Below are 11,854 nucleotides of genomic sequence, written 5' to 3'. Positions count from 1 at the left end.
TTCTTGGTCCGTTTAAGGACGATCTCACAGCTTCCCCAGCACCTCGTCCAGCTCCTTAGGCAGCTGCGGCCGTCCCTTCGGGTTCAGCGCCGTCCCCGTGACGAGTGCGCTGATCACCTCCCGCCCGTCCGGGATGCGGCGAATTGCCTGACGGAATCCCATCCGAACCTTTGAAATCCGCTCCGGCCGGACTTCCACCGTAAACCGGTCGCCGCTGGTGAGGGAAAACCGGTAATCTATCTCCACCCGCGTCACCACCAGGTTTATCCCCTGCGCCGCCAGCGCGGCGAAGTCGATGCCGATGGACTTCAGGTACTCATGCCGCGCGTGCTCCAGGTAGTTCTGGTACACGGCGTTGTTCACGACTCCCTGCATGTCGCATTCGTAATCGCGGACGGACATTTCGAGAGAAAAAGGGATGTGCTCCATAGTTGTTCTATCCTCCAACGTCATAAGCCTGACCAGCCGCTTCTTTGGCCGGTCTTGGCGCTGGTTGTGCCCTCGATTTATTGGCTGTCTGAAATCTCTTCTACCTGCACCTTCATAATGTCCCACATGAATATCGCGGAGAACTTGACGCCATCTTTTTCTGGCACCATGTCTCTAAGGTAGATTTTTTCTCCCTTGGTGTAATCCTTGGGGAAGGAAACTGAGATGTAAGTCATCCTCTTATGCTTCTCTTCCCAAAACCGATATTTGAAGGCGTCATTTCCTTCGTTTTCTGCCAGGAACTTGTGGATGAATTGTGGGCGATTTGAGTAAAGGTTTACCAAAGATTGTTTAATCCAGACATCTTCCCATTTTTCGAAAAACGGGAGGTGCATTAGGACGTGTCTGATGAATCTGAAAAGATCACTTCCTACTTCAGAAAAATTGGGGCGCTTGTTGGCGTCGATTACCCATTGCATCGGAGGATATTTCAGTACCTCAGCGTAGACCGCGAATAGGTCTTTAGCTTTTGAAAACCGAATGTAGTCAGGCTTGCTCCAAAATTCATCTGAGATTATTTCTTCGAATAGGTCCATGAACCTGTTGAACGACAGATTCAGGAATTCGACTTCGTCTGATGTAGGATGGATTGCTTTGTTCATTCTTTTTCCGGGTACAACGGCTGAGGCTTTGACCTGCCGGTTTTTAGGACAGGTCGTAAGCCTTGTTGGAACCGTCATTTCCTTAGACGCACGTTCACTTTCCGTTTGCCTATCCTTAGGCCATCAATACGATTTATGAATTCATCTGTGATCTCTCCATCTGGAATTTCTACCGTGACAAAAGCATACCCCTTGTTGTTACTTCCTGATGGAAGCCCTCCAGTCGGTATATCAACATTGAGGACGCCGCAGTGTTCGTCAAGTGCTGCCACAATATTTTCTTTCGTTGTTGAGTAATCGAGACCACCCACAAACAAATTGATTTCTTTGGTGCCTGCCATTGTCTCTTCATCCTCAATAACAGTTACGTGGTCTACTCGACCTCGAATTCCCGGATTTGCAACGACTTTGTAAATAGGAACTGAACGCTTAGCTAGCTTTTTAGACTTTGATATGTTGAATGCCTGTGCGTGTGTCTTTGTGCGGGTCACAAGGCCAAGTTGCCGAAGCGGGGTGAGGATTTCTCTAACTTGATCAGTATCTAAGATGCCTAAGCGATCAATGATATCTTGAGTCGAAAACTCTTGATCTTCATATCCCAGCGCAAGGACCGCGGTTTGGCTCTCGGAAAGTTTAAAACTCTCGAAGAGCGACAGCCAAAGCTTAACCTTCGGATCGTAAAGCGAGCGATGGTAAAGGGTCACGGTGAAATTGTCATCGCCACTTTGGATGTCAGGTTCGGCGAGAGCATTGCTCCTCATGACATCGAAAATGCGTCGAATCCCTTCCCCCATTTCTCGCACATATCCAACTTCCCGAAGCACCCTAGCAATTAATGGATTTCGAGATTCATGCGCCCCTTTTAGCTTTCGGATATCATCCAAAGATATGGTGGAAAGGATGCGGCCTGGACTCGCAATTTCTAAGCGGTCATTGAATATGCTTATTTCAATTCCTCGACCTTGGATTGCATAATTTCGATGCACTATGGCATTAATAAGTGCTTCGCGGCATGCAATTTGTGGATAAAGATAACTTTGCTTGAATTTAGCATGATCAGTAAGCGATGTGTGCATGGTTAGAGCGTAGCTCAGACGCTCCCATGCTGTTTCAACAAGCTTAATCACATTGTCAGCTACAATGTCATCCTTGATAACGTTAAATGCCTCCCCGGAGCGCCTTTCTTTACCACTAACGGTGAATATTCTTACGAAGCAGCCAGGGTGAAATTTTCTAACGTCTTTTGCAAAAAGCAGTAATGCAGCTACCTTTAATTTCATGCCAGTCGGGGCGAACTCAGCGATCCCCAAATGCTGCAAGCATTTTTCCGGAGTAACCCCATAGGCAATTTGATTTGATACTTGCTGTAGAAGGTCGAAATCAAGGTCATCTAGAGATGCGCTAGGATCGACAGCACGATCCCAAGTTCTTGATTCAAGCTCAAGTCTTTCAGCTCTAATTCTCTCAGATCCGACTGGAACTGACTCAAGGTCAAGACGTTTAAGACATTTGCCATCTGAGGTTAGATAAGCAAATTCATTTCCCTTGCCGATCGAAAAGTACAGGACTCGTTGATCTTCTAGTTGCACCAAACTTACATGTGGTTTTGGTAGTGGAGTATGGCCATGCACATGCGTTACGTATGAGTTCTTTAATTGGTCTATTTCGTCGACGCTATGTGGTAAACCGGTAATGGTGCCATCGTCTTCAATCCCAACAAAAAGTTCGCCACCGTCTGCATTTGCAAAGGCTACGAGTGTCTTTGCAATGTCGGCACAAATATCTTTTGTCGGCCGTTTTATTTTTCCAGTTGGTGGCCCTTGGTATGCACTCTTAAATTCACGGTAATGACTTTCTCCTATCCTAGTTGCCAGTTGGATGCGTTCAGAAAGAATTAGTACTTGGTCCATGATGCCTCCATGTTCAATATTATGGTTTCAACTCGCTATTAGCAGGTTTCCCTATATGAGATATCAATTACCTATATAAGTTATCTATGCCCAATATAAGGCTTCTATGAAGTTCCTTGTATCGGTAATATCTGGAATTCCAAGTTCGAGGTGCAAGATACATAGCACTTCCCCTGTTTCCCCGCATATCAATGACCCTCCGGACTCTGCTTCCCCTGTTCAGCCAGTGCGGCAGAATATCACGCAGGTTAAGCCCTATCAATTGGAAAAAATATCTAATGTGTGGTAATTAGACTCTTCGAGCCTCGTTCAGGACCAGTGAAAAAATCCCGGTGAGCGTTTCCACCATCCCTGCCTGGAAAGTACCGGTCGATCAGGAACTGCATCTAGTAGGAGAGGACAATGGAAAAGATAGACTACAAGAAGCAGCTTAAGCACCTCTATTCACCCTCTGCACAAAAAGTCGAGATTGTTGATGTTCCGCAGATGAACTTCCTCATGGTCGACGGCGAGGGTGATCCCAACACCTCGAAAGCATTCAGCGATGCAATCGAAGCGCTTTTTTCCCTTTCATACACGCTTAAGTTCATGATCAAGAAAGGACCGAAGAGTATCGATTACGGCGTGATGCCGCTTCAAGGGCTCTGGTGGTCCGATGACATGTCCGCGTTCACCACGGGAAACAAGGATGCCTGGAAATGGACCTTGATGATCATGCAGCCGGATTTAATAGCTCCGGCAACGGTTCAAGAAGCAACGAAAGAGGTGGAGAGGAAAAAGAAGCTTGTTTCGCTGTCGCTGGTTAGATTCGAGCCCTTCAGGGAAGGAAAGGCCGCACAGATAATGCACATCGGGCCTTTCTCGGAAGAAGGGCCAACCATCGAAAAGGTTCACGCGTTCATAGAAGAAAACGGCAGCCGCAGGACGGGCAAGCACCACGAGATTTATCTGAGCGATATCCGGCGAGCGGCGCCGGAAAAGTGGAAGACGGTCGTCAGGCAGCCGATGGCGTGATTTCTTGATTGGCCGAACTCGCTCCATCCACCAGTTTCCTCCCCTTCAGCGCATTGAGCTGTCTGCTCGTCCCATGCGTTCCATCATTTGCTTGCAATGCTCAAGTAAATCAAGTACCCTCTTTTCATGGAAACCATACGTTCGGTTCGTGAGGAGTTGCAGCTGTTCGTCCGCAGGTTCGGGCTGTTGAACGCCTCCTGCTGTGAAGAGTGCTGCGGAGAGCAGGTCTCCCTTGTCCAGGGCCATATCCTGTTCGAGATCAGGAGGGCCGGTAACCCCTCCATGCAGCAGGTGGCCGAGGAGCTGGGAATGGATATAACCACGTTCAGCCGTCAGGCCAAAAGCATCGAGGCGAAGGGGCTCGTAGAGAGGCAAATTTCGCCGGATGACAGGCGAGTAAGCCTGTTGCGGCTGACGACTGCGGGAGAAGAGGTCATGGCTCGCATCGACCGCTACATGCTCGAGAGGATCGAGAAGATATTCGCCTCGATGACGGTTTTCGAGCGCGAGACCGTGGCGAGGTCGCTGGAGCTTCTGAACGGTGCACTGGCGCGGGCCGCATGTGAGGATAACGTTGCATGTTGCAAGTAACTGGCGGGGGAGGCAGGTCATGAAGATCAAGGAAATAAAGACGGTCAAGTCAGCCGATGCCAAGGCTGCTCTCGCCTCGTGCGGCGGCGCCACATCGGGCGCTCCCGACAAGCCTCCCTGCTGAGGCCCCCCCGTCTCCGCCGGCGGCGGAGTGATAACGGAAAAAGTGCCGGGGTTCCATGAGTGGCTCGAAACGCCGGCAGGACGCGTGCCGCGTGTCTCCACCGAGCTCGGCTTTGCCGACCGTCTCGGGGCCTGCAAGGCTCGCTGGGGGATCGGCCGGATGAGTTACATGGTCCCCCCCGGCCTCTATGCGCTCGGTAAACCCTCTGCCGAAGACCCGGTGGTGGTGACTGCAAACTACAAGATGAGCTATGACATTGTCCGTTCCGCACTGGCTGGGCGGAATATCTGGCTTCTCGTCCTCGAGACTTACGGGATCAATGTCTGGTGCGCGGCGGGGAAGGGATCCTTCGGCACCGAAGAGCTGGTGAGGCGGATCAAGGCGGCGGGGCTTGCCCGGGTTGTGGCCCATCGGCGGCTGTTGCTTCCGATCCTTGGGGCGCCGGGGGTGGCGGCTCACGAGGTTGCGCGCCAAACGGGATTCTCCGTCCAGTACGCCACGATACGGGCAGCCGATCTTCCATCGTTTCTCGACAACGGAATGGCTACCACTCCTGAAATGCGGGAGATGACCTTCTCCTTGCGGGAACGGGCGGTCCTGGTGCCGGTGGAAGTGGTTCTTGCCCTGAAACCGACGCTCCTCATCATGCTCTGCCTGTTTCTCCTGGGGACCCTTTTGGGTGGCGTTGTGGCCGGGGCGAAGTCGGCCGCAGCCTACTTCGGTGCGATGCTGGCAGGCGTTGCGGCGGGGCCGATACTCCTGCCGTGGCTGCCGGGAAGAAGCTTCTCCGTCAAGGGGGCGGTGGTGGGAGTGGGCTGGAGCGCAGCGTGGTATCTCATCGGCGGGGGAGCGGAATGGAGCGTGCTGTCGACCATCGCGGCTTTCGTTGCGTTGCCGGCAGTCAGCGCCTTCTATACCCTCAACTTTACCGGATGCACCCCCTATACCTCCCGGACCGGGGTCAAAAGGGAAATGCGGGCAGCTTTGCCCGTGATGGGGCTGGCAATTGCGGCGGCAGGCATCATGATCGTGGCGGCGAAGTTTTTGTCATGAAATGGCTTGAATCTGCGAGCGATGGGAACTCACTTCCGCCGCGTGCCTCTGCCTTTGCGGTCTTGAAGGTGCGAAGGTTCTCAGCGACGGTTTACGCCGCAGGCGGAGGGGAACTCCGTTCCGGCGGCTGTCCCCGGCATATCCGCTCCAGCGAGCACCCATGGCTCACGGATTCAGAAAGGAGAAGGACGTGAAAGGGTATCGCTACCTGAAAGACGCAACCACCCTGGAACTGCGGGAACCGTTGTGCATCGGCTGCGGACGCTGCATCGAGGTCTGCCCCCACCAGGTTTTCCGGCTTTCCGAAAAGAAAGCGGCTGTCGCGGACAGGGACGCCTGCATGGAATGCGGCGCCTGTGCCCGTAACTGCCCCGTCAATGCCATCACCGTCGATGCCGGGGTCGGCTGCGCGTCCGGACTCATCAATGAGTGGCTGCAGGAACGGAAACTGCGTATTCCTGGCGGAGGCTGCTGTTCCTGAACCGCTATTAGGACAACCTCCTAAAAGATCATCCTGAAATTGAGTTCAAGAAGATCTTCCCTGTAATTGCGGACGACCTGGGAGTACTGGTTGTCCCGCAGCGTGTAGCGCAGAGACCCGGTGGTTCCTTTCAGCAGCTGGTATGTCCACTCGCTCCTGAAGAGGTTGGCGGTGTAGTTGGCGCTGTCGACGGTAGTCTTGTTGATGTCCCGGAGATTGTAGGCGATGATGAATGTATTCCGCTTCCATACGGCTCCGGACAGCCCTAAGCCGTAAACCCAGTAGTCATCCGTCTTCCCCCCGAATGTCTGCCCTGTATAGCTCGCGGTAAGATTTACCGAGGACCTGAGCCATGCCGCTACCGGGATATCTCTCACCCCCAGAAGTGCCGTGGTTGCTGATTCACGATAATCGGCGTTGGCTGCGGTATCATCATCGTGGATGGTGAAGGCCTGCGTAAGCCCCATGTTCATATTTCTAAGTCGATAGTTTCCCCCCAGGCTCCATATGTAGCGCTGCCAGTCAGTGGCCTCGTCCGATGTCTCGGTGTCCCTTGCATTGAAGCCTACCAAGAAGCTCAGGTTGTGCCACTCCGGGATGGGGAGGAACTTCACCGGGAGCGAATGGAAATCCAAGGTAATGGCTGGCGACTGAGTCCTCGTCGTTGCCGAAAGCCGCCCATCAAGGTTGTTGTGGTAGTGACTGTACGTGGCGTTGGTGTTGAGCCAGCGCGTAACGGGGACCCGGGTGGAGGCATTGAACAAGGCCTGGTCCGCAGGGGCAGCGCCGACGCTGCTTACGAAATCGGGGCCGACCTGCTCGTAAGATAGCCCCCACCGGGCAGCCATGAAACGTCCGGCGATGTTGCTCTTCCATGCGTAGTCGGTTTTTCCCGTTTCGGCCGAGGAGCGTGAGCCTTCCTCGTGCCACGACCACGCAAGCTCGTTTTCCAGCGTCATGTACCTGAACCTGCCGACCGATACGTCGTTTACGATATGATGGAGGCTGCCCACCCAGTTGTCGATGGCCGCGAGTTGCAGGTTTCCGTTGCTCCCCCTGTCATCCCATGTATGAACGGCGCTTGCAGCAAGGTTCCATTTGCCGTGTGCGCCCGCCTCGGCACGAAGTGCACCGGCGTAGCGGTTAAAGCGGGAGCTGTCCTCGTGGCGATGAACTCTTGCCAGCGTTGCGTTGGCGGATACGGTATTCAACAGCCCACCATGGTTCGGCCTGTCGAGGAACCAGAGGGTGGCCGTTCCCCCTTCAAGTGAACGGATCAGGGCGTACGAGTTGTAGCGGGGGTAGATGTCCCCGATGCTGACATCGAGGACGTGCGGTTTCACGTATCGCCCTACTATCCGCAGTATCTCCGGCTCATCCCTGTGCCGGGGAGAGATCTGCGGGTCGCTTGCTCCCCGAATATTGGAGGAAAGCTCCAGGAGGGCCCCATCGCTCAGGTATTTTCGACCCGAGAAATCGATGAGAGAGAGATACTGGCCGCCGGTGTCGAGAGAAGACATGTCCCGGTTTCCGGAGACGCTCTGGGTGTAGAACGTCTGGTCCAGGCTGAAGTTCACCTGATCGCTCACAGTCAGCTTGGGCGGCTCTTCGGCATGAGCCGGGGCGATATCGAGTGCTGCAAAGGCTGCAAGAAGCGCAACGAGTGTAAGTCCGTTCATAGTCTGATCCCTTACAGGCTGTAGCCCTGTCAGCTCCTATTGTTCCGTGGGGTAGATGTAGTCGAAGGTTACGCTTGGGCCTCCGGGCGTGAAGCCGGTGACCTTGATCTTGGCGTAATTACCTTCGTGCACCTTCACGGCATAACAGATCCCGTTCACTATGGTCATGGAGGGCAGATAGCCGGCTGTCGGTACTGCGGAGCTGTCGAGCTCGCAGGGGCCGAGGCCCAGGAAGGTGCTCCCCCCGTTGCTGAAAGTCCCGGGACTGCCGCCGGAGTAGAACATGTCCCCGTTGCCGGTTGGCGAAGCAACCAGCTGGCCGGCGGAAAAGTCCCATCCCATTATGGTGTTGCGGTCGAGGGTGGCCGTTCCGCTGACGATCCCGATAACCGGTTCCGGGGTGGCCGGCGGGGGAGTCGTCGCCGGAGGCGGGGTTGTTACAGGGCCGCTTACAGGGGGGCTTGTCGGGGGGGTGGCCGGCGGAGTGGAGCCTGTCGTTACTCCCCCTTCCACTGTCACACGAGTAGACGGCGTAAGCGGCGTTACAGTCCCGTCGTCCCGGATGAATTTTCCCTCTTCCAGGACGGCTGTTCCGGTTACCGGGCTGGAGATGCCGAAAATGTCGTCCCCGTCTATGCCCACGAGCCGGAAGGCGGTGCCCCCTTTTTCGCGGATAAAAGAAAGATCGGTCTCCCGCCGCTCCAGGAGCCATTCGTTCAGCGTGTTTCCCAGATAGGCGCGGCGTGTCCAGCGGACCGAGAGCACGGCGTAAAGCCTGTCACCCTTTTCGTGCCGGCTGAAGCCGTTCTTGGTCCAGAGAACGAACTGGATGTTCCGCAGGTTGAAGAAGTCTTCCCTCAGTGAATCCTCCAGCCGCATGCCGTTGGATATTCTGGACTGTGAGGAGGAGAATCCGTCGTCCACATTGCGCATGAACCCCCGCAGGTCGCCGGTTTCGTAGGCTTGCCGCAGGTCCTGGGCAACCTGCCAGACGGCTGCTTCGACGCCGGGGCCCGACAGCATTCCTCCAAAGGGAGCATAGTCTCCGCGGGAAACCTGCTCCGCTACGACCTGCGTCTTTCCGGCGAGATATGAATAGTGGGGGGCAAGGGCTGTAAGGACACGCTGGGCGGCCACGAGCCTGGTGAGTGTGGAAAGGTCGTCGGAGATTTCCTTCAGCCGCTTCACGGAGAGTTCCTGCTCCTTTCTCAGGAGCTCGCCGACTTCCGGACGGACTGTTTTCCGGTAGCCCAGCCTTGTTCCGGACTGGGTGGTGGTGAAGAAGGTCCCGGAGTTCCCTGCTGGAGCAGTGGCACCGGGAATGCCGGCAGGGTCCCCTTGCGTTAGCGTCTCGGGAGCGAAGACGGGGAACTCGGCTGCAGAGAGAACCCGCATCCACTGTTCCTCATACGCCCTGCTCGGCTCATACAGCGCGGCAGGCTCCTGCATGCCGGGCATCGCGCGTTCGAGGCGTATTGTCAGGGGGGCTTCCTCGTTTCCTTCTCCTTCCAGCGTCTTCAGGGTCTTCAGAAGCAGCGCGGCCTGCTTAAGCTGTACCGGCGCTTCGTTCAGCTCCTCCAGCGATCCGCGTAGGGCCAGCTGTTTTTCCGTAGCCTCCCTTGCGATCCGATTCAGCATCTCCGCCACGGTACGAGGCTCTGCTGTCTCAAGCCTTGCCAGGCCATCCTGTATGACCTTCTCCAGTTCCGCCACTGCCCGCTGCTCGTCCGGTGCGTCATATACGGCATCCAAGAGTGCTGAATTTATCTCGTGGATGAGAGGCCCCTGCTCAGCCTTCATCCGCACATGGTCGGTTGCCTGGACATTGAGGTGCTCGTCGATGGTAACGAAGCGGTTTCCTCCGCTCTTTCCTGCAAGCCAGCCGGAAAGCTTCTTCCGCTCCGCCCCGATCTTCTTCTCCCATTTGTCGTGCCGCGCCGAAATCGCTCCCTCGACCCTCTGCCGATAGTTCGCCATAAGCTCGTTCATCATCAACGCGAACCGTTTTTCGTCACTGACGGTTTTGGAGGCGAGGCACGAATCGGTGCGCACCTCGGCACGCCTTTGGACGCCCTTGGTGCTCCCCATCTCCCATTCGGTCGCCTTCATCGGGTCGAACACCCTTTCGACAAGCTTCCAGTCGCTGCCGTCGACTTTCACGTACAGAAGGTAGGTCTTGCCGCAGTTGGTATTCACCCAGTGCTCTTCCTGGTGTGTGGCTTCGAACGCCGCCTTCTCCCCCTCCCGGACCTGCTTCTGTGCTGCATCAAGAAATTCGACCAGCTGTTTCGGGGAGATGTAGGGGAACTGGCGCAGCCTGCCTGATTCCTCAGCGAGACCGGAGCGGGCCGAATCGAAAGCCTTCTTAGCCGCCTCCACTCTCTGCTGCTCCTTTGCGTTGCGCTCCCACGCATCCAGCTCCAGCGCGCTTTTAACCCGGACTGCCGGTGTTTCCGGCATGAGGACCGGGCCCTGTTTGAGGGTCTCCCGCAACTTCTTGAGCTGCGCCTCGATATCCTCCAGGTTCTTTTCCCCCTCTTTGAGCATCCGTTTCGCCTCGTCGATTTCCCGCTTCATCTTGGCGAGTTTTTCGCCCGGGATGCTGTTCTTGAAGGTTGCCAGCTGCTTTTCGATGGCTGCCCGGTAATCCTTGTAGTCGAAGTAGAGCTGTTTCGACATCTCAGCGCGGACGAACCTGTCTATCTCGAGTTGAAGGGGGTCGTTGGAAAAGAAACGGGTGTACCCGATGGGTTTGTCTGCGGGGAGGCCGAACTTTTGGCGGGTGCGGTTGTCGATGTCCCCATGATCGTCGTCCAGGAACTTTTCGGTAAGGAAATGGAAGTCGTTCCGGGATTTTTCCACCGGCTCCGAGTAGGGAGCAGACGGGTTCTTGAGCATGTAGTTGAGGTAGTTCATGTATTCCGTCTTCGAGGTCGCCCCGACGAACGGCTTCACGATCATCGAGTCGATGGTGAAGTTGATGAGCGCCCCGGTGAGTGAAACCGCTGTTCCCGCTTCTCCGACGAGAGCATCCTGTCCCAGCCCGATTACGTAGGATACGATCTGATCCACCAGCTCCGTCCCGGCGGCCTCGGGTCCCTTGGCGGCCCAGACTGCCACCACGCTGGCAACGGGTACTCCATGCCCCTGCAGGTTTCCGTAATTTTCCTTGATGTATTCCTGGACGACTGCGCCGAGGGGCGACTTCACCCCTTCGGCGACCGACTCCATCACCTCGTTTTCAGAAGGGCGCAGCTCGTCGAGAAATGGCCAGTCCGATTGCGCAAGCGCTGCGGGAGGGCTGCCGAAGACGCAGGCAAAGAGCGCGATGACAAGGAAGGCAGAGATGCTGAGGGATGAGAGGCGCTTGTAGAAAACGTGTCCTGAAAGACGGTTCATGGCATTGGTCTCCGACTGTGGTGGGCATTGTTGCGAAAGCAGGCCCCGCCCGGCATGTAATGATCGGTGGCGGAGCAGCTCATGGCGTAATAATCGGAGCGAACGAGCCGAACTTGACCGGAGTAAGAGGTTTTTTTATCAGGAAATATCAGTCGCTCAGGTGAAACATGAACAGTAGAGGGAGCTGCCTGTGCGTGAAGGGGATAGGCTGGAAACGCGAAAAGCCCCGGGGGTGCCGGGGCCTTTCAGTTGGGATTTTCGAGGAATTGCTACGCGCGGGAGACGTTTGCGGCCTGGAGGCCCTTCGGCCCTTTCTGGACGTCGAACTTGACCTTCTCCCCTTCGGTGAGGGTCTTGAAACCATCACTCTGGATGGCAGAAAAATGCACGAAGACATCTTCTCCATTTTCCTGCTGAATAAACCCGAACCCCTTGCTGTCGTTGAACCACTTCACTACGCCGTTTACCATCTTTTTTCTCCTCCTGGTCGCTGGTTTCCCGTTGGTAATTTT

At 55.4% G+C, this 11,854-nt stretch carries 10 protein-coding genes; 4 read left to right on the top strand and 6 right to left on the bottom strand.

Going from position 1 to position 11,854, the window contains the following annotated elements:
- Window positions 1-24: 24 nt before the first annotated feature.
- From CFB04_RS10745 to CFB04_RS10735, 3 genes are all read right to left on the bottom strand, one after another.
- The gene (locus tag CFB04_RS10745; RefSeq protein ID WP_088535267.1) at window positions 25-429 is read right to left on the bottom strand and encodes a thioesterase family protein; all 405 of its coding nucleotides are present in this window, start codon (window positions 427-429) and stop codon (window positions 25-27) included.
- Between the two features lie 77 nt (window positions 430-506).
- The gene (locus tag CFB04_RS10740; RefSeq protein WP_157698777.1) at window positions 507-1,169 is read right to left on the bottom strand and encodes a hypothetical protein; all 663 of its coding nucleotides are present in this window, start codon (window positions 1,167-1,169) and stop codon (window positions 507-509) included.
- Complete coding sequence (locus CFB04_RS10735) at window positions 1,166-3,001, bottom strand: ATP-binding protein (protein ID WP_088535265.1); 1,836 nt, start codon at window positions 2,999-3,001, stop codon at window positions 1,166-1,168. Before CFB04_RS10735 ends, CFB04_RS10740 begins: the two co-directional genes overlap by 4 nt.
- Before the next feature lie 402 nt (window positions 3,002-3,403).
- Between CFB04_RS10735 and CFB04_RS10730 the strand changes: the two genes are divergently transcribed.
- The 4 genes from CFB04_RS10730 to hgcB all read left to right on the top strand — a co-directional run bounded on the left by CFB04_RS10730 (window position 3,404) and on the right by hgcB (window position 6,264).
- Window positions 3,404-4,015: a GyrI-like domain-containing protein gene (locus CFB04_RS10730; protein WP_088535264.1), complete on the top strand. Its 612-nt coding sequence runs from the start codon at window positions 3,404-3,406 to the stop codon at window positions 4,013-4,015.
- Between the two features lie 135 nt (window positions 4,016-4,150).
- Window positions 4,151-4,606, top strand: a complete 456-nt coding sequence (locus CFB04_RS10725; RefSeq protein WP_088536788.1) for a MarR family transcriptional regulator — start codon at window positions 4,151-4,153, stop codon at window positions 4,604-4,606.
- Between the two features lie 19 nt (window positions 4,607-4,625).
- Window positions 4,626-5,783, top strand: a complete 1,158-nt coding sequence (gene hgcA, locus CFB04_RS10720) for a mercury methylation corrinoid protein HgcA (RefSeq protein WP_255396936.1) — start codon at window positions 4,626-4,628, stop codon at window positions 5,781-5,783.
- Window positions 5,784-5,973: 190 nt separating this feature from the next.
- The gene (gene hgcB, locus CFB04_RS10715; RefSeq protein ID WP_088535263.1) at window positions 5,974-6,264 is read left to right on the top strand and encodes a mercury methylation ferredoxin HgcB; all 291 of its coding nucleotides are present in this window, start codon (window positions 5,974-5,976) and stop codon (window positions 6,262-6,264) included.
- A 20-nt stretch (window positions 6,265-6,284) separates the two neighbouring features.
- Here hgcB and CFB04_RS10710 read toward each other — a convergent pair whose 3' ends face one another.
- The 3 genes from CFB04_RS10710 to CFB04_RS10700 form a co-directional block, all read right to left on the bottom strand.
- Entirely contained in the window at window positions 6,285-7,943 is a 1,659-nt protein-coding gene (locus CFB04_RS10710) for a hypothetical protein (protein WP_088535262.1), read from the bottom strand.
- Window positions 7,944-7,979: 36 nt separating this feature from the next.
- Window positions 7,980-11,342, bottom strand: a complete 3,363-nt coding sequence (locus CFB04_RS10705; RefSeq protein ID WP_088535261.1) for a hypothetical protein — start codon at window positions 11,340-11,342, stop codon at window positions 7,980-7,982.
- A gap of 269 nt (window positions 11,343-11,611) precedes the next feature.
- Complete coding sequence (locus tag CFB04_RS10700; RefSeq protein WP_088535260.1) at window positions 11,612-11,812, bottom strand: cold-shock protein; 201 nt, start codon at window positions 11,810-11,812, stop codon at window positions 11,612-11,614.
- Window positions 11,813-11,854: the final 42 nt, after the last annotated feature.

It is taken from the genome of Geobacter sp. DSM 9736 (assembly GCF_900187405.1).
Lineage (GTDB): Bacteria > Desulfobacterota > Desulfuromonadia > Geobacterales > Geobacteraceae > DSM-9736.
The sequence above is the reverse complement of the archived record's forward strand: the minus strand, read 5'-3'. Positions and strand labels throughout refer to the sequence as shown.

Bases quoted from the DNA above. Each gene is read 5' to 3' on its own strand.
- CFB04_RS10745 (WP_088535267.1), bottom strand. From the start codon at position 429: ATGGAGCACATCCCTTTTTCTCTCGAAATGTCCGTCCGCGATTACGAA.
- CFB04_RS10740 (WP_157698777.1), bottom strand. From the start codon at position 1,169: ATGACGGTTCCAACAAGGCTTACGACCTGTCCTAAAAACCGGCAGGTC.
- CFB04_RS10735 (WP_088535265.1), bottom strand. From the start codon at position 3,001: ATGGACCAAGTACTAATTCTTTCTGAACGCATCCAACTGGCAACTAGG.
- CFB04_RS10730 (WP_088535264.1), top strand. From the start codon at position 3,404: ATGGAAAAGATAGACTACAAGAAGCAGCTTAAGCACCTCTATTCACCC.
- CFB04_RS10710 (WP_088535262.1), bottom strand. From the start codon at position 7,943: ATGAACGGACTTACACTCGTTGCGCTTCTTGCAGCCTTTGCAGCACTC.
- CFB04_RS10705 (WP_088535261.1), bottom strand. From the start codon at position 11,342: ATGAACCGTCTTTCAGGACACGTTTTCTACAAGCGCCTCTCATCCCTC.
- CFB04_RS10700 (WP_088535260.1), bottom strand. From the start codon at position 11,812: ATGGTAAACGGCGTAGTGAAGTGGTTCAACGACAGCAAGGGGTTCGGG.